Below are 16064 nucleotides of genomic sequence, written 5' to 3' on the forward strand. Positions count from 1 at the left end.
GTGGCAGGTCGCCCCTCCGGGAGGACCCGTCGCAATGAGAATGAATATCAGTTGCATATATGGAGGGATGGGCTGACCATCCGGGGCCGGGCGGCCGTCCGCCTGACCCCGTCAGAATCCAAGCCTGACGCGGCCTTCAACATCGTTGGGGTTAGTGGTGATCCATGCAGTACCAGCCAGGGCGTTATCATCTGTACCGTCCTTCTGGCTGCTTGTTAGCTTGCCATCCTTCGTCAGCCACAGGCGAGCGCCACGCTGCCACGTCTCACCTGCAACCTTCGGCAATACAAACACACCGGTCATCATCAGCTCGCCATCAGAGTCCACCGCGACATCATGCTGGGCTATGCCGATAATCGCACCGACAATGACAGGCTGACCTGACAACACAGCCTTTGCTGTCCCGTTGTGCCAGTCCATCGTATTGCCATCCTGATAGTAGTTCTTTGCCATTTTGATTTACCTGTAAGAGTGCATAAAAAAGCCCCGACACGGCGAGGCTTGTTTTTATCCTCTATAGAGGGTAATTAACATTTAACCGCTGCACGGGATAAATCATTATCAAACCCACCAGCTGATGGGCTTTGCAATGACTTAGCAATCGTCGTCAGGCCTCGCTACTGCACGACAGGCAGCCATACAGGCTCGCTTCATATCGAATTCTGCCTGCTTAATCCACTCAACAGCTTCCCAGTCGTGAGGTGTGCGTTGTACGTCATTTACATGCTCACGCAGTAAATTAATAAACTGGCGGCTGAGATCCTTAAACTGGTTCATCTTGCCAATTTCGCCAAAAGACAGTTCTCGGTAGCCTTTAACGGTGCTGCCATCCTGCGGCTTTGCTTCACTCATTGGTTGGTTTCTCTTTGGTGGGTAGGGGAATTTACCCGCTATAGAATGTGAACCCAGCAGCATGCATCACCCCTGTTTGCTCCTGCTGTAAACAAACCATTATCAAGCCCACCAGCAGATGAGCTTTGTAATGGCTACTGCGCCGGTTGAATATCAATGAAATACTCTTTTCCCTGCTCGAACTGTTCGAATGCTGCCGGGTTAGAGATATGCATCTGCAATAGTCCACCAGGCGTGTACTTTGACCACGCCTTGTTCTCAGGGGTATCTGCGGTTACAGGGCTCATGTGGACTGTACGGTGTGAATCATCATCTGCTTTCTGAATAAAGTGGCAGCGGAATTTAGCGCGAACGGACATGTGGTTTCCTCAGTTAGTAAAAAGCCCCGCGGATGCGAGGCTGTTAGAGTTTTCTATGCTTAAAGTCCAGAGGAGAGACTGTGTCAGAGCCTCAGGGATGAGGTTCTATTAACGAGACGACTCAATCTTTCTGATACTGGCCTTGTCGATGTTGCACTGGCCCAGCGCCGACAGCAGGCTCACATTCAGATCCAGGCTGGCCCCGAAAGTCAGCGGATCGGGAATGGCTGGCTGTTCCGTCTCAGCTGTCAGGTTTGCCGGAAGCGGCACTACCGGAACTGGTACGTAGACTGTCCGCGAATTGCCGCAGCCGGTCAGCAGCTGCAGGAGGCACAGGCTGACGAGCGCAATCATCATTCGCAACAGCCACTTTGATATCTGCCTGGGCTCTCTGTGACTCCAGTGCGATCTGGTTCTTTGCATCCTGGTTGGCCTCTGAAATAGCGTTGATTATGTTCACGGCCTGAATCACGTTGGCGGTGACGATGTTTGCCGATTCGGCCTGCTGCTCTGCGCTATCCGCCCGCGTCTTTTCCCGGATGGCCTTGTCGCTGTAATACCAGGCTGACCAGCAAACGCCTCCGAACAGGCAGAGAATGAAGACGACGATCGCAATTAGATAGTGGAGTTTCATCAGAACACTCCCGGCGCTGATGGTGGAGTTCCAGCGTTAAGAGGACCTAATCCATCGTTGAATAGTTGCGGCTTTTGCTGCCACTCGCAGACTGAGCGCTCTATCTCGCGTCGGGTGATCAAGCCTTTCCACTGCTGCCCACCAGCATATGTCCAGCGCTGCAGCTCTTTGCAGGCACCAGCTACATCACCGGAGTTCAGCTTTTTTAGCAGAGTGGATTTGCCGAAAGCGCCAGCGCCCACGTTATAGGTGAACGAGTAAAGCGCCGCCCTGGTGGCCTCAGGGATACGAATCTTAATCAGCGGATCGATGGCCGTTGCCACCTTGCGCAGGTCTGATTGCAGCAGGGCATCGCAGTCCCGGTCGGTATAGCGGTGACCGCGCCGAACGTCAGCTCCAGTGTGCCCATCGCATACGGTCCAGACGCCAACGACATCCTGGTATGCGTAATACCGTCGCCCTTCCAGCCCGTCAGCATTACCCAACATCACCGCTGCAATCGTGATGGCTCCCGAGCCGCCAGCGATCGCGGCCACCAGCTTATTTCTTAACGTCTGGTTCATTCCGGCTCCTGTCGCGGCGATTATCTTCGCGGATTTTGAAGTACAAATTTGTCAGGTACGTAAGAACAGCAACTACTATGCCCACCAGCACGCCGATGGCGTTCCACTGCTCAGGGCTGTATGCGTTAAGAATGCCGTTCAACACGCTCCCCGCAGAGGCGCCGTAAGCGGCACCGGTGGTTAATTTATCCATTCGTAACATCTCTCACCTCCGATGGTTTCGGGGTGCTGTGCGGTGTGAAAGGATCAGGCTCTCCGGATGAATTAACGACAAGACGAGTGATGGGGGTTCCGGGAGCCTGAAATAGAAAAGGCCACCAAACGGTGACCTCAGAAAAGGGAAATCCCGCCGAAGCGAGATCAGGGATTCGTTTTAAGTCCGTGGCGAAGAAACCACTCTTAACAGGTTAAGATAGTTTTTGCGTACGCGTTAGTGATTTTCCTATGATTATCTGTATCCTGTGGCTATTTCTCTTTCGCAAAGGATGCCTTTAGATGACACAGCAGCCAGAAGACCTGCCAGTTACCGAAATCGAAATTGCTTATGGTGGCGAGGCTTATGCAAATAATCAGATCGATGCAAAAACATTAGGCGAAGCATTGACATCTCTCAGCACCCTGATTGAACACGCTGAAAAAATAATTAATGGTGAAACAGCTGAGCCAAAAGTTAACATCAAAGCAACAAAAGAAGGCTCATTTACTTTACTGGTTGCAGTAATGGGGAGCATCAAAACCATTAATGCACTCGGTCTCGTTGCAGGTGCTGGAGTTGCCTCGGGCGGTGTGCTTGGGATAATCGAATGGCTAAAGGGGCGTAAAATTAGCTCCATTGTTGTCGATGAGCAAAAAGATATTGCAGAAATCGAAGTAGATGGAGAGAAGGTTGAATGCAGTAACGATATTCAAAAATTAATCACAAGCCCAATCATTCGAAAAGAGCTAGATAAACTAATTTTTAAACCTCTTCAGACTGATAAACCATCTACATTCTCAGTTTCACAACATGACCACAAAGTGGTCAAAGTGACGCAAGTTGAAGCTACAAGCTTTAAAGTTGCCAAATCCACTTTCGTCGAGAAAACGCACGTAACGACACGCGAAGCTAACGTACATTTTGCTAATGTACGGTTTAAACAAGGCAAAAGCTGGGACATCATTTTGCCAGGCGGTGAAGAAGTTAGCGCTTCGATGAAGGACGATGCTTTTCTTGAGCGGATCGAGCATAACCAAGCTGCATTTTGTAAAGACGACCTTTTTGTTGTTGAGCTTACTGAAACGACAAAAGAAACGAATGGCGAGATGTCTAAACCACGTTATAGTATCACCAAAGTCATTCGCCACAGAGCTGCCGCAGACAGGAAAATACTTTAAATCATGTCCATCCTAAGCATTATGCTTTACATCACTGTATTCATGGCCGTCGCTCTGACGGTCAGATATGCTGTGCTTAGGTTTTTGGTTTGGGTAAAACCAAATGCATACATCGAGTTAACGTATACTGATCCCCAAGGCAGGAGTGCTAAGCGTAAGGTCAACGTTAGAACTCAAGATGACGCCGAACAGTTAGCGTTACTTCTACGCGAACTAAAAACGCGTAATGAAGCAAGTGCAGGCAGGTGAATGGCCAACGCTAAATCTTATCTGGCAATGCAAGCATGGTTTACAACCCTTATCACCGCAGGGTTGAATTATCTTTTTGATTGGCTCCCTCAGCTGGCATTTTTCAAATCACTAGCGCCCGGAGCTGCAGTCGGTCTATCTCATTTAGTCATTCTTGCCATTGCTTACATAGGACTGCCATCTCTAAATGATGTAAGAATGAAAAGAGAAATAAAAACGGCCAGAGAGCTCATCACAAGTTGTCTGGCCAACCCTAACTTAACTCCTGAGCAAATTGCGCATTATAATCAATGCATAGTTGATCTTGACAATAAACTCTTGAAAAATATAAATATTCGCATTGATGCATTAACCGAAGTCGAAGCAAAAGAATAGATACTGTAATTTAAGCCATAATTAAACACATACAACCATCAACAAATCCTAATGCAGTTTGCAGATCCTTTCTTATTGTACCGTCCGAGCATTTTCTCCGCTTTGCAATTGCGCGCAATGAGATACCAATAACGAAGTGAGCAATAATCAGTTCATATTCTTCGGGTCTATTTTTTTTCAGGCGTGCCACGCAACCATCAATCATAATTCCCTCATCATCATTGCACTGAAGACGTGACCTTTTTCCATGTGGCAGTAACCCTTTGAACCCTGCAGCGATTGGTTGCCAGTCAACACCACTATTGTCAGACGATGCCCAAGCACCCCATAAATCCATAACTTCATACATGTCACGCATTAGTTCTCCTTAAGCCAGAACGCCGAGCGCGTAGGCCCGGTCCAGCACTCTGATTATCATTGCCGGCTGACTTCCGTGCTTACGCTCGAATTTCACCGGGTCGTTATGTAGTTCGGTATGGTGCTGGCGGCACAGGGGGATCGCAAATATGTCATGTGCCTTTGTTGCCATCCCTCCCTGGCCCCAGCCAATGAGGTGATGTGGATCATCTGACGGCTTGCCGCAGCACTCGCACGGCTGCGTTTTAACCCAGGCCAGATACTTTGCGTTCTCCCAGCGGGTACGCTTTGGCCGCTTCATGAAGGTCTGCGGGGATTCGGGATCCACCAGAACGCCCACGATTGGCTTAATGGCTGGTAGTGTGGCTGCAGGTCCTGATGGAAGCGCGCGGGCCTTTTCCGCGATGATGCTGGTGGCCGGTACCGACGGCACTATCTCGCTTTCGCGGTAGGTCTCTTTTGCTACTGGCAGGCGTAACGCTTCGCGGGCAACCGATTCTGGCAAGGCATCAGTAACGCCGACACGTACAGCCCACCAACACAATTCAGCCAGAGATAGTTCACGGGCTTTGTCGAGCGCCAGCGCCACCCGGGCAATGTCCAGCACCCAGTCGATGACGTTCTGTCTCGCCAGTTCCGCCAGCCGTTCGGTGTACTGCTCGCGCAGCCGGTTGTCGCAGTGGCCGCAAAGAAGGATCGCGCCAGGCTCGTGCCGCATGGTGGTCAGTTCGTGATAGTGGTAATCGCTGAGCTGGTACTGGCAAGCCCCGCCCCCATGGCGCAGGAGCCAGGATTCAAGACCAGCCAGCCCACCAGCAGCTTTGATCACCTTTTCGTGAAGGAAGAACGGGCGCAGCACCGGGTCAACCGCCAGCGGCTGACGCAAATCAGGCACCCGCCCTGTCTCAAAGCTGGACATGCTGGCAGGCTGGCTCTCAACCAGCACGCGCCCTGAAATGAACATAGGCATCAGCTCGCTGCCTGGCTTCAACAGCACAACGCCCAGCTCCTTGGCGATAACTGGTTTCAGTAAGGCACGCATCAGGCGATCTCCCCGATGATGATTTGCCCTACTTCACCCCAGCGCTTCGTTACGCGAGAATCCCAGATGTGTGCGTCATCGGCATAGATGGCATCCATCAGGGCTTTTTCCAGGTTGTCTTTGTCGGGTTTCTGCTGGTGGGGCTTCCCCGCCATTTCCTGCCGCTTCTTCTTGCTCCAGCTCGGCGGCATAGGGAGGATGAACGTAATGTGCGCGCCTGCTTCCGGCAGTTCGACGCCCAGCAGCCGAACGTGATCGCAGAACGCGCGGTACCGGAGGACCTCCGGGCGTTTCTTCCACTTATCGGCGCGCGTTTGTCGTGGCTTCGCAACAGGAGTAATGTCGTAAATCATTTGCATACGACAGCTCCTTCTAATTTTGCACCTCGACGAATACGAGCATGAACCGTATCAGGCTTAATCCCCACAGCTCTTGCATATTCGGTTGCGGTTATCTTTTCCCCTCTATACAGGACAAACACATTATTCCGTTTGTTGTTTTGCTGCTTGATATTGGAAACCCATCTTACGTTTCCTGGCTCGTAATCACCTTCACAGTCAATCCTGTCGAGACTAAAGCCTTCAGGCCGGCTACCAACATGTTCAAAGAAAGCTACAAAACTATCGAGCCATTCCTGGCAGACAGAAATCCCTCGACCGCCATAATTTGGATAGGAGCTAACATTTGGGTTGCGGCATCTATTTTTCATATCGATCCATGCACGATATTCCGGAGTGTTTTTCATCCCATGCTTGGGAATAAAACGTCCCCCAACGCCCATGTTTGATAGGGCAAGATCCGATAGAGTGCGTCCTCGCTTGTCGATTTTCACGATTCCCTCCAGAGCTTTTGCTGGAAGGTTTTATCCTGACGTGGGGCTCTGTTTGCCTCCGGCAGATAAGCAGTGAGCGTCCAGTGGATGAGATCGAAATCAAGGCTTCGCACGGTGCGCACGTCATTGGCGCGATAGCGGGCCTCGAGCTCGTCCACTTCTTTCGTGGTGAGTTGCGTGTGAATGAAGCTGGTTTTCTTCATGCCGTCACCTGGCAGTGCGCAGGCAAAAAGAAATCGCTGACTCCGAAAGGAACCAGTTCAGGTGTTTTTTTGGTAGGTTTTTGCGCCATGGCATCTCTCCAGTGGCGCAGCAGGTATAGGTTGTTCAGGCCTATGACGGGAGTTTAACAGAATTAAGCGAAACGCGGTAACCTGCCCGCTCCAGCATCTGCGTAAAGAGAGTTGGCGACCCTACAATCTCATCATCCATAAGTGGCGTAAACGAAACCACATCACCTCGCCTGTACATCAGCGCACGGTCACATTCAGGAAATGAGTGCAGTCGTGCAACGATAACCCCATCGTGACATCTGATGACTGCATAACCCTTTTTTGGAAATTCTTCTTCTTGTTTCACCAAACCTCCCCTACACCCAGGAAACGAATTACTTGCTGAATTAATAAAACCAGTCGTCAGCGCTTTCCCAGGTCTGCTGGAGGATTTCTTCCACCTTCTTCTTGGCTTCCTTTTCGCCGCCCCGAACACTTAACCCGTCTGCTCCTGCGAGGCGCACTGTCAATGTGCAATCCCCTACCTGTTCCTGCAGCCGTGTGAGCAACTCTTCTTCCAATGCTGGTACCGCGCCCTTAGGAAGTTCTTTAGTACGATCAATGGTTAACTCAACTTTCATAATAGCCTCCGATGCATTAACTGTATATTCATACAGTATACCCATAGGTCGGTTTGATCAATGCCTTAGGCGCACAAAATGCCAATGCGAGTTATATAAAAATGACCGATCAACCCGCATCCATGCGGCACCGTAACGGGTTTAATTAAGCAGCCTGTCCCTGCTGAATGCACATCTCCGGCAGGTTTGCCCGCACCAGCGCTTCAGCGAACGGCGGCGGGACGGCATTGCCGCAGCGGGCTACCTGTTTATCCTTCGCGTACTTCACGCCGCGGTAGTCCTGGTCGATGATGTACCACTCCGGGAAACCCTGAGCGCGGTACAGTTCCGCTGGCTGTAGCATGCGCATGCCGATATCGACAATGCGGTACACCACGCCATCAACCGTAACCAGACCATCAGAATCCGCCCCGCAATATTCCCGCAGGAACGCCAGCACCTGCGCTGCGCGTTGCTCGTCATAACCTTCAGTCGCAAGGCTGGTTTCAACGTTCCCGACATGCAGGCCGCCCGCGGTTAACCCCGGCGCTGGCGCATCAACCACGCGGCCATCCCGGCAAGTGCCGCGCAGCATCACCAGGTGCGATGTGACTAGGCCATGGTGATCCGTGGTGGTGACCGTGTGGGCCGGTTCGTCCAGAGCCACGCCAGCGCCCTGGTAGTTCCCGCCGAAGTGCTTAACCAGATTCGCCGCCACCAGCCCGAACTTGCCGCCACCGGCGACAACGGTACCCAGCGGCTTATGCAGGCCCGGTACGCGCGGTTCCTGCCCCGGGCGCTCGCCGTACCCCATTTGAATCAGGGTCGTGGTCACCAGCTGCGATTTACCGCCACCACCAGCAGTGATCGTCGCGCTCGGTTCGTCGGCCCGGTGCCCGATGCTGCCGCCGAACTGCCGGGCGATCAGCGGGGCCAGTTCCGCCTCAACGACGCCCAGGGCATGTCCATTTCCGCCAGGACGAGCTGACGTGCCGGCAGTTACCGTCGGTACCGGTTCGGTAACCGGCTGCCCGGTCGCTCCGGTGCGGAACTTTGTCAGGTGCGGTACCGCGATCGCATAGCCGTGCGTTTTGGTGATGGTCTGCAGCGGTTCCGCCAGCGCCTGCCCGCGGAAATAGTCGTATTTCCCTTTCGTCGTGGTGTGGTTGCACTTCACGATGAACGGCGAGGCGCTATCAATCACGAAGCGCTGTATGCCGCGGGCGATGCGCTTGAGCGTGTTCTCCGCCAGCGGCTTTTTGCGGTCGAAGATGGACTGTGCGGGGATTGACCAGTCGATGCACTCGGCAGCTGTGCGCCATGGCGCCGGTTTGCCACCCTGCACTGCTGGCGTTTTCGGATCTCCGTGGGTCGGCACCGGCCAGGTCACCGGCACGCCGTCGCAGCGCATTACCATGAAGAACCGCTTCCGGATGGTCGGCGCACCAAAGTCGCAGGCGCGCAGTTCTCGGTAGTCAACGGCATAACCCAGCCCGGTCACCAGCTGCTGCGCCAGCTCTCCGTCGGCGGCAATGCCCAGGAACTCGCAGCACTCCACCAGCGCCGGATGCCCGGCGGGGATACCACCGGACAGCATGCCGCAAAATGCCTCAAAGGTTTCTCCTGCGCGGGCCGGATCCGGGCGCTGCCCGCCATCAGCAGCTACGATGAGCGGCCCCCACGTTTTGAACTCCTCGACGTTCTCCAGCATCATCACGCGCGGGCGCACCGACAGCGCCCAACGAATGACGATCCACGCCAGACCTCGAATCTCTTTCTCCACCGGCTTCGAGCCTTTGGCCTTCGAGAAGTGGCGGCAGTCCGGCGAGAACCACGCCAGCCCCACCGGGCGGCCAGCAGTCGCCACCAGGGGGTTTACATCAAAAACGGATTCGCAGTAGTGCAGCGTGTCCGGGTGGTTCGTGGTGTGCATCGCCACAGCGTTCGGATCGTGATTGATGGCAATATCCACGCTCCGGCCGATCGCCAGCTCAATGCCTGTACTCGCCCCGCCGCCGCCGGCAAAGTTATCAACGATGATTTCTCTCACGCGTATTCCTCCATGGCAGCGGCCAGCGACCGGGCCGCTGTGACGATGGCCGGTACCGGCATTTTCTCCAGCCACATGCGGTTGATGTGATGCTTAAGGCGGCGCTGGTGATGCGCCGGGAGATCCCCGGCGTTTTCAATCTGGCCGTAGACCATGCCAACTTCGGCAGGCCATACGGTTTCTGTCACGTCCACCAGCAGCAGGCTTTCCAGCTCGACGATCCGTTTTGTTGCGTAGCGCAGTTGCGGGTCAGATTTTTGCTGCTGATCCCCGTCTTTGACGAAAGAAATCCAGTGGGTTTTGTCATTCTTTCCGGTGCGCTGGCCGATGATTGGCTTAACGTCTGTCAGCGCCAACACCTGGCTAACCGGGATCTGCGTTTCGTTCCATTTGAAGATGAGAACGCCATGTGGCCGCAAGACCCGGAACGCCTCAGCAAACCCAGCGCGCAGGTCGTCGCGCCAGGTGTCTTTGTTCAGCCTCCCGTATTTCTTTCCCATCCAGGCATCGTCACCAACGCGTTCAAGGTGAGGCGGGTCGAACACCACTACAGGGAAAGAGTTGTCTGCAAACGGCAGCGCGCGGAAGTCGGCGATAATATCCGGACTGATGACCAGACGGCGTCCGTCACAGAGGGTGTGATTCTCAACGCGGATATCGCTGAATACCGCGCGCTCATCCTGCTTATCGAACCAGAACATGCGAGAGCCACAGCACATGTCTAGGACTGCGTGATCAGACATTCCAAGCCTCCAGCTCGTTCTGAATCTCTTCGTCGACTTCGTCGTTGGTGGCATCCTCATTGAGGTAATTCTGCGCTTCTTTCCGGTATTTCTCTCGACGGCTATTGTCGTACCATCCAGAAAACTGGGGAGGCCAGCCGCAGTCATCGCCATTTTCAGCAAAAAAATCATGCATTGCGTTGTTGTAGGCCAGATTTTCCACCATGCAGTCAGCAATTGTCAGACCGCACTCGCGGATGTATCCGCGCAGATGGTGCTTGCGCCACCACGGACTCACTTTCGAATCGCAGCGGCCTTTGAACTCAACTTTCCAGCGGCGGATGCAGCGTGCTTTAAGTGACTTGCTCATTGGTCTGCTCCCTGGCGAAGTAACGCATCATGAAGAGCCATTGCTCCGACTTCTCGTTGAGCTGCATCTTCGTAGCTGATGCCGTTCGTCTCCATGATGCAGTCCCTGTCGAGATATTCGGAGCATTCATCCAGCGCTTTCCTGATACCTTGCAGCTGCACGGTCGCCAGCGCATCGCGCTGCTTCGTCATTTCGCGTAGCGCCGCGGCGGTGCAGTCCAGCCGTTCGGCCAGGCGCGACACAATCTTCGCCATATCGATGATCGGCGTGTCGGTGCTCATCGCCTTCGCAAACTGATGACCAACGGCCACCAGCTCTTTGTTGCTCAGTGAATCACTCATGCTCGCACGCTCCCGATAATTTTATGGATTTGATAGCCCTGCCAGTTCTGGCGGCAAACGTCTGCAATGCTGGTTTTTTGGCGCGCCGGCGGCATCGGTTTAATACGAGTGTCCCCGCCCGGCTCCATGATGTAGACCGGGTGGCGGCGCTGGCCGATATTCTTCACAGCACCAGCAGAAACGAGATGCTCCAGCAGGCGGCAGGCCTTTTTGCTGTCGCAGCCAAGCAGCCGGCGAACCTGACGCGGGGTGATCTCCCCGCTGCGCTGGATAGCGCGGATGATTGTCCAGAGGTTGTTACTGGCCATCGGCTATGCCCTCTCAGCCATGCGCAGACACTCATTGCGGCGCTTCGCTATCCGCGAAACCTCGACAGAGCTGCAGGCAATGCCAAACATGTCCGAATACACCGCTGCGGCGCGGCGCCACAGCCCCTTTTCTTCCAGCGCCTTCGCCTTCTGCTCGGCAGCCTGCATCTTGACCGGGTCGCTTTTCTCCTCCATGCACGGAAGGATCACATCCGGAATATCGGCATGCGGCACCGCCGTGTAGGTGTACTGAACGCTGTTGCGGGATCGGGTAATCACCCCATCGTCACTCAGCTCGCGCAGCAGCTTGCCTGCTGTTGCGCCTGACATATCCAGCGCTTCGGAAACATCGCCGACGGCGCAGTTCGGCTGATAGCGCACAAAAATCGCCACCTGGTCTTTCAGGGTTAATGGTTTGGTCATTGGTCATCACTCGATTTAGTTGGTTAAACCTGCCGCTTTGCGGCGTTTGTATTCATCCATCAGCAGCTGCGCCGGAGTTGGCCCTGCCGGGTGCTGCGGTGCTGCAAGCTGGCGGCGAATCGGCGGTACCGAAAGGCCGTTACTGACGTGCTTGCTCCATTTTGTTAACAGCTTCTCTGCCAGTTTTTTGAGTTCCCCCTCTGTCATCTGTCGCTCCACGCCCGTTCTGCGCATCTCAACGCAGATGTGATACAGGACTGGTTGCGACCATGGGTATTTATCGCTGCCTGAGTACCGGTAGGACTCGTTACGCCAGCGGCGGTATTCCGACATCACACAATCCGAAGTCAGGTTGAAGTGGTTAGCGCCGCTCTCTGAAACGAGCGATACAAACTCAGCGAGATCTGGCGGCCATGTGTTTCCTGCTGCGCAGCGCTCCATGCACTGCTGGCAGACCAGCTTGATTTGCTTTTCAGTCATCGAACCTATCTGGGCGATCCAGAGCGCCGACGGCTCCGCCCCATTCTTCTGCGTCCACCGGTTCGAGAATATCTCCCCCATGACCTGCCACAGGCGCCACGCCGTTTCCGTTGCCATCAAGTCCATTGCGACGTCTCCACTCTGCGTGGGCTGACTGAATCTGCTGAACAGCCCTGGATGCTGTAGGCTCTCCCCGAACTCCTGCATTGTCCTTACCTCCGGTTTCCGGTTGTTTTTTGGATCTCACCAGCACAACGTGCCGGGCGAGTTTTTGCTCCCACTGAACCTGGGTGAACACCTTCCCTTCTGACTCCCAGTACGACGTGAACTCTGCGAGCTCTGTCGGGAGATAAACAGGTTCAGGCAATGCGATCCCCCACATGGCTGCCCGCTGGCGAAAATCTCTGGATGGCAGCCATGCGCTGGTCATGGTGAACTTACCGATCGGCTCATCCAGGCCGTCCACGTATCGCGGAGCAACGGGGGCATCTGGCAAACCTGCAACACCCGATTTTTCATTCGCGCCCGCGTTGAGAGAGGGGTTTAAGATCTGTTTACTGCTTACTGCTTTCTGGATACCTGATGGCAAAGGGCAAGCCTTATCCTTAGGCAAAGGCATAACCTTGTCGTATGCCTTCCCCATAGACTCAGACACCCCATAACACGCGGCCTGTAGCGCCGCCCATGCCTCCCATTTCAGCTCACACTCGGGCAATAATTCGAAGGCTCGCGCCCATGATTTGATCACATTCACCGAAGCTGGTGGGTTATGTGCCGCTGCCTTAGGAAGCCAAAAAACTCTGGCTTTCAGGTCGGCTTTAACCATGCCCAGAACTAAGCCTTCGCTCAAGGCAGAGTCGAAGGCTTCCAATTCCCACCCCAGCTCTTCAGCCAGCGCCGCTCGACCGCCTTTGAACAGCCCCGGGATAATCCCGGTGAACGGGCTGGTCAGCAGATAAATAAACAGGCTTTGCCCACTGGGCGGCAAAGGGGACAACGCGCGAAACTTTGGATCATCCCACATGGTGATCTTCACCTTGCGGTAAGGCTCATTTGTAGCCTTACTCTTAGGCTTCGCCTTAGGCAAAGGATTAGACATATCTCACCTCGCGGTTAATGGTCGTAGAACTCATTGGTCAAAACTCGATTACGTAAAAAGTGGTGCCAGCGCCTGCAGGTGCGCGATCACAACTCCGGCCAGTTCTCCCGGTAGCAGGGCTGCGTTGGCAAGAAGATTTTCAAAACCCTCCTTCGCTTGCTTCTTGCTCGGCAGGCCCAGCAACTTCGCCTGGTGGTGCTCCCCGGTCTCTCTTATTGCTTCGGCCACCAGCTCGATGTCGGTTTTACCCTGGCGGAGACCATGTTTTCTGGCGATCTCAATCGGCATTGCCACGCTGATCGCGTTCGCGAGTTGCATGACATAAGCCGTGTACTTGGTGGAATTGGTTTCGTTTTTCAGGTAGCGGTAAAGGTTCTGTTTGTTCACAGTGATCCCACGTCCGCCCTCTTTTGCCCACTGCTCGGCCACCAGCTGCGTAACAACGTCCTGCGCCTGTCCGGGCAGAGTAAGCTCCCATTCACGAACGGCTGTCAGGATCGCCTGGCGCCGTAAGTTGTCTCTGCGACGCGGTTCATAATGATTTTTCGTTTTCAGCGAAGCGGTTTTTTGTTGGTTAAGATGTTCAAACGTTACTGTTTGCATGCTCGTCACCTTGTTCATCACTTTTTGGCGGGAAAACACTATCAAGTGTGCATTCGGCGCCCAGTTGATTGAATTTCTCAACAATAAGCCTGCAATCGTTGAGAGTTGGCTTTCTCGTTCCATTTTCATAATTCGAAATACGCGACTGGCGCCAACCAAACATTGAAGCCAGTTGATCTTGAGTGAGCCCGAGAGATTGCCTCGTCTTTGCGATGTTGTTCATTGCTACCTCGTTATGAATGCGATGAGAGAATTAAACACGCTGCGTGTTTGATTGTCAACACCGTTTGTTTTTTGAGTGATAACACGCAACGTGGTAAAACGTCTTTATGAACATGAATGATCAGATTGCCGCCCGGTTAAAACGGGCCAGAGAGCATAAAGGTATTTCGCAGAAGGCGCTTGCGGAGTTATGCGGGTGGGCGCAGTCACGTGTTGGAAATTACGAATCAGGCAGCAGAACAATCGGTATTGACGACGCCATTACCCTCGCTAAGGCTCTAAAGATAGCGCCAGCAGACCTGGTTTTCGGTGCTGATTCGACAGAGTCATGGATAACAGCTCGCCACCGCCATCTTATCGAGCTCTTTGATCAGTTGCCAGAAAGTGAGCAGGATCGAATGATTGACTTGTTCGAGGTACGGCTCAAAGAGATTGATGATTACGTACAGAAGTATCTCCGCGGACGCTTTAAAACATCCGATAACTAATTTTTTTCTCTCCCCCTCTTAATCACCAAACCAGCCATAGCGCTGGTTTTTTTATTGCCCATAGTTCGTAATTCGCATTTTTTCGCCTCAAACAAACACGACACGTGTTGACAACAAAACACCAAATGGGTTTTACTATATCCACACCAAGCAGCAAGTAAGTCATCCAGGCAGGACGCCCACGCAGTAGCTGCCGGCGGCATATGAAACACCGGATGAGATGACAAAAACTAACGCGCAGCAGGCTTTACCGTTCCGTCGGCCAGACGTAAATGGCAATAAGGAGATGACCATGATCGACTACGCACGTAATCCCGTTGGGCAGCAGGCTATTCGCCTCAACATCTTTGAAGTTTTGATCCGCAAGTTCTGCTACCTCATGGCGCAGAAAGGTAATCCAGAGCTCAACGCATGACGCCTCTCTTCGCCTTAATCGTTACCGTCTGCGCCCTCACCGGGGAATGCTCAGACATCATGCTCGGCGTTTATAACACCGAGGCGGTTTGTGAAGCAGCTGCCGCAGAGCAGCATGTGAAAGGACAGTGTTACCCGTACAAATCGGCTGAAGACCAACAGCCAGCATTACATTTTTAATCGAGTTTTGACCAATGGCTGTTACCAGCCTGATGCCAGGTGCACATGGCATCGTGATGGTAATCCCACCATCGCAACCTAACAGGAGTCGATGACCTGTTCTGGTTAAATTGGAAAAGTTGTCTTTGCCCGTCACCCGTGGCGGGCCTTTTTCCGGAGGATTTATGTCAGCAGACGAACTGGCATTGCGATACAGCAGCGCGCCAGCTGAAGAGCTAATCGGCATCCTGCCTGTGCTTGAAGTTAAAGAGGCGTTGCGCGAAGAAGTCGAAGAAGAAGTATTGGACGATGTATGGCAGGAGCATCAGTTTGAAATCGAGGCTGTTCAAGAGCAGACCGACGAGGCAAACCGTCTGGCGCAGAAGTTTGAACTGGCTGCAGAGTCGTTCGGAACGGCGATAAAGCTGGCACTGACCCTTCCATACGACGAAGCAATCCAGGTGCTGCAGGATGCCATTGAAGATAACCCTGGCTACGGCCGGGATCCGGTGAAGGGATAGGCCATGGAATTTGGAATGAAACGAGTGATGGCGTCCGTCCAGGCAGTTGCTGTTCTGGAACGAATCTACTGCGGCAAGCCAGTACCCCTCGCCACACTGAGTAAAGAATCGAAGCTCTCGGTTTCCTACCTGGAGCAAATTTTTAAGCGGCTGCGCAGCGGCAAGCTGGTAACCTCGCACAGAGGCCCAGGCGGCGGATATAGCCTTCGTGACGGTGATATCTCAGTTTCAGCAGTCATCCGCGCAGTCAGCAAGATCCCGTCGAATACCACGTTCGACCCGGTGCTTGATGCACTTGATGGAGTGCTTATCTCTCAGTTGGCGAACAAGCCCGGCGCCAAATAAGCACAAAACCCGCGCAAGGCGGGTTAAGTACCCGGTCAGCCGACCAAAGC

The 16064-nt window shown here is 53.6% G+C and carries 29 protein-coding genes and 1 pseudogene; 7 read left to right on the plus strand and 23 right to left on the minus strand.

The annotated features are described in order from the left end of the window. Window positions 1-111: 111 nt before the first annotated feature. The 7 genes from DVA43_RS08700 to DVA43_RS08725 all read right to left on the minus strand — a co-directional run bounded on the left by DVA43_RS08700 (window position 112) and on the right by DVA43_RS08725 (window position 2610). A complete protein-coding gene (locus tag DVA43_RS08700) occupies window positions 112-453 on the minus strand; it encodes a DUF2190 family protein (RefSeq protein ID WP_114315293.1) in 342 nt (113 codons plus the stop codon). Between the two features lie 141 nt (window positions 454-594). Next, on the minus strand, window positions 595-852 hold the full coding sequence (locus DVA43_RS08705; protein ID WP_114317103.1) for a hypothetical protein: 258 nt from the start codon (window positions 850-852) through the stop codon (window positions 595-597). A gap of 134 nt (window positions 853-986) precedes the next feature. After that, window positions 987-1211: a hypothetical protein gene (locus DVA43_RS08710; protein WP_114315294.1), complete on the minus strand. Its 225-nt coding sequence runs from the start codon at window positions 1209-1211 to the stop codon at window positions 987-989. A 108-nt stretch (window positions 1212-1319) separates the two neighbouring features. Further along, a complete protein-coding gene (locus DVA43_RS25100; protein ID WP_147271018.1) occupies window positions 1320-1568 on the minus strand; it encodes a peptidase in 249 nt (82 codons plus the stop codon). Then, the gene (locus DVA43_RS08715; protein WP_114315295.1) at window positions 1453-1845 is read right to left on the minus strand and encodes a DUF2570 domain-containing protein; all 393 of its coding nucleotides are present in this window, start codon (window positions 1843-1845) and stop codon (window positions 1453-1455) included. Before DVA43_RS08715 ends, DVA43_RS25100 begins: the two co-directional genes overlap by 116 nt. Next, window positions 1845-2408, minus strand: a complete 564-nt coding sequence (locus tag DVA43_RS08720; protein ID WP_114315296.1) for a lysozyme — start codon at window positions 2406-2408, stop codon at window positions 1845-1847. Before DVA43_RS08720 ends, DVA43_RS08715 begins: the two co-directional genes overlap by 1 nt. Beyond that, window positions 2386-2610 carry a class II holin family protein gene (locus DVA43_RS08725; RefSeq protein WP_114315297.1) on the minus strand — a complete coding sequence of 75 codons (225 nt, stop codon included), beginning with the start codon at window positions 2608-2610 and terminating at the stop codon, window positions 2386-2388. The genes DVA43_RS08720 and DVA43_RS08725 overlap by 23 nt, the downstream gene beginning before the upstream one ends. Before the next feature lie 293 nt (window positions 2611-2903). Between DVA43_RS08725 and DVA43_RS08730 the strand changes: the two genes are divergently transcribed. Beyond that, the gene (locus tag DVA43_RS08730) at window positions 2904-3782 is read left to right on the plus strand and encodes a hypothetical protein (protein ID WP_114315298.1); all 879 of its coding nucleotides are present in this window, start codon (window positions 2904-2906) and stop codon (window positions 3780-3782) included. A gap of 249 nt (window positions 3783-4031) precedes the next feature. Then, a complete protein-coding gene (locus DVA43_RS08740) occupies window positions 4032-4406 on the plus strand; it encodes a hypothetical protein (RefSeq protein WP_114315300.1) in 375 nt (124 codons plus the stop codon). A gap of 10 nt (window positions 4407-4416) precedes the next feature. Here the strand turns inward: DVA43_RS08740 and DVA43_RS08745 are convergent, their stop codons facing one another. The 16 genes and pseudogenes from DVA43_RS08745 to DVA43_RS08820 form a co-directional block, all read right to left on the minus strand. Beyond that, window positions 4417-4764 carry an antiterminator Q family protein gene (locus DVA43_RS08745; protein WP_114315301.1) on the minus strand — a complete coding sequence of 116 codons (348 nt, stop codon included), beginning with the start codon at window positions 4762-4764 and terminating at the stop codon, window positions 4417-4419. Window positions 4765-4773: 9 nt separating this feature from the next. Next, window positions 4774-5805, minus strand: a complete 1032-nt coding sequence (locus DVA43_RS08750; protein WP_114315302.1) for a DUF968 domain-containing protein — start codon at window positions 5803-5805, stop codon at window positions 4774-4776. Next, window positions 5805-6164: a RusA family crossover junction endodeoxyribonuclease gene (locus tag DVA43_RS08755; protein WP_114315303.1), complete on the minus strand. Its 360-nt coding sequence runs from the start codon at window positions 6162-6164 to the stop codon at window positions 5805-5807. Before DVA43_RS08755 ends, DVA43_RS08750 begins: the two co-directional genes overlap by 1 nt. Continuing rightward, window positions 6155-6637, minus strand: coding sequence for an AsnC family protein (locus DVA43_RS24500; RefSeq protein WP_147271019.1), 483 nt, complete (start codon window positions 6635-6637; stop codon window positions 6155-6157). Before DVA43_RS24500 ends, DVA43_RS08755 begins: the two co-directional genes overlap by 10 nt. Further along, complete coding sequence (locus tag DVA43_RS08765; RefSeq protein ID WP_032617608.1) at window positions 6634-6840, minus strand: hypothetical protein; 207 nt, start codon at window positions 6838-6840, stop codon at window positions 6634-6636. Before DVA43_RS08765 ends, DVA43_RS24500 begins: the two co-directional genes overlap by 4 nt. Before the next feature lie 416 nt (window positions 6841-7256). Further along, the gene (locus DVA43_RS08775) at window positions 7257-7490 is read right to left on the minus strand and encodes a DinI-like family protein (protein WP_114317105.1); all 234 of its coding nucleotides are present in this window, start codon (window positions 7488-7490) and stop codon (window positions 7257-7259) included. Between the two features lie 145 nt (window positions 7491-7635). After that, entirely contained in the window at window positions 7636-9519 is a 1884-nt protein-coding gene (locus DVA43_RS08780) for a DNA cytosine methyltransferase (protein ID WP_114315306.1), read from the minus strand. A gap of 263 nt (window positions 9520-9782) precedes the next feature. After that, window positions 9783-10262 (minus strand): annotated as a pseudogene (locus DVA43_RS25105) (class I SAM-dependent methyltransferase); the annotation flags it as partial. Then, entirely contained in the window at window positions 10255-10611 is a 357-nt protein-coding gene (locus DVA43_RS08790) for a hypothetical protein (protein WP_114315308.1), read from the minus strand. The gene DVA43_RS08790 and the pseudogene DVA43_RS25105, both read right to left, overlap by 8 nt. Next, complete coding sequence (locus DVA43_RS08795; RefSeq protein ID WP_114315309.1) at window positions 10608-10952, minus strand: hypothetical protein; 345 nt, start codon at window positions 10950-10952, stop codon at window positions 10608-10610. The genes DVA43_RS08790 and DVA43_RS08795 overlap by 4 nt, the downstream gene beginning before the upstream one ends. Next, window positions 10949-11260: a hypothetical protein gene (locus tag DVA43_RS08800; protein ID WP_114315310.1), complete on the minus strand. Its 312-nt coding sequence runs from the start codon at window positions 11258-11260 to the stop codon at window positions 10949-10951. The genes DVA43_RS08795 and DVA43_RS08800 overlap by 4 nt, the downstream gene beginning before the upstream one ends. A gap of 3 nt (window positions 11261-11263) precedes the next feature. After that, window positions 11264-11683, minus strand: a complete 420-nt coding sequence (locus DVA43_RS08805) for a PerC family transcriptional regulator (protein ID WP_114315311.1) — start codon at window positions 11681-11683, stop codon at window positions 11264-11266. Between the two features lie 15 nt (window positions 11684-11698). Further along, window positions 11699-12244, minus strand: a complete 546-nt coding sequence (locus DVA43_RS08810) for a replication protein P (RefSeq protein ID WP_230431381.1) — start codon at window positions 12242-12244, stop codon at window positions 11699-11701. Beyond that, the gene (locus DVA43_RS25110) at window positions 12156-13262 is read right to left on the minus strand and encodes a DnaT-like ssDNA-binding domain-containing protein (RefSeq protein WP_246842292.1); all 1107 of its coding nucleotides are present in this window, start codon (window positions 13260-13262) and stop codon (window positions 12156-12158) included. Before DVA43_RS25110 ends, DVA43_RS08810 begins: the two co-directional genes overlap by 89 nt. Window positions 13263-13310: 48 nt before the next feature. Continuing rightward, the gene (locus DVA43_RS08815) at window positions 13311-13865 is read right to left on the minus strand and encodes a toxin YdaT family protein (RefSeq protein ID WP_114315312.1); all 555 of its coding nucleotides are present in this window, start codon (window positions 13863-13865) and stop codon (window positions 13311-13313) included. Continuing rightward, the gene (locus DVA43_RS08820; RefSeq protein ID WP_114315313.1) at window positions 13846-14088 is read right to left on the minus strand and encodes a helix-turn-helix transcriptional regulator; all 243 of its coding nucleotides are present in this window, start codon (window positions 14086-14088) and stop codon (window positions 13846-13848) included. The genes DVA43_RS08815 and DVA43_RS08820 overlap by 20 nt, the downstream gene beginning before the upstream one ends. Window positions 14089-14194: 106 nt before the next feature. On the opposite strand from DVA43_RS08820, the gene DVA43_RS08825 reads away from it, so the two are divergent. The 5 genes from DVA43_RS08825 to DVA43_RS08840 all read left to right on the plus strand — a co-directional run bounded on the left by DVA43_RS08825 (window position 14195) and on the right by DVA43_RS08840 (window position 16014). Next, window positions 14195-14575 (plus strand): helix-turn-helix domain-containing protein, encoded by a 381-nt coding sequence (locus DVA43_RS08825; RefSeq protein ID WP_114315314.1) that lies wholly within the window; start codon window positions 14195-14197, stop codon window positions 14573-14575. 220 nt (window positions 14576-14795) lie between these two features. Further along, the gene (locus DVA43_RS24505; protein ID WP_147271021.1) at window positions 14796-14990 is read left to right on the plus strand and encodes a hypothetical protein; all 195 of its coding nucleotides are present in this window, start codon (window positions 14796-14798) and stop codon (window positions 14988-14990) included. A gap of 59 nt (window positions 14991-15049) precedes the next feature. Continuing rightward, window positions 15050-15169, plus strand: a complete 120-nt coding sequence (locus DVA43_RS08830; RefSeq protein WP_246842313.1) for a DUF1482 family protein — start codon at window positions 15050-15052, stop codon at window positions 15167-15169. Window positions 15170-15333: 164 nt separating this feature from the next. Beyond that, window positions 15334-15669 (plus strand): hypothetical protein, encoded by a 336-nt coding sequence (locus DVA43_RS08835; protein ID WP_114315316.1) that lies wholly within the window; start codon window positions 15334-15336, stop codon window positions 15667-15669. A 3-nt stretch (window positions 15670-15672) separates the two neighbouring features. Further along, the gene (locus DVA43_RS08840) at window positions 15673-16014 is read left to right on the plus strand and encodes an Rrf2 family transcriptional regulator (protein ID WP_210406700.1); all 342 of its coding nucleotides are present in this window, start codon (window positions 15673-15675) and stop codon (window positions 16012-16014) included. Window positions 16015-16064: the final 50 nt, after the last annotated feature.

Origin of the sequence: Leclercia sp. W6, assembly GCF_003336345.1 — a bacterium.
Lineage (GTDB): Bacteria > Pseudomonadota > Gammaproteobacteria > Enterobacterales > Enterobacteriaceae > Enterobacter.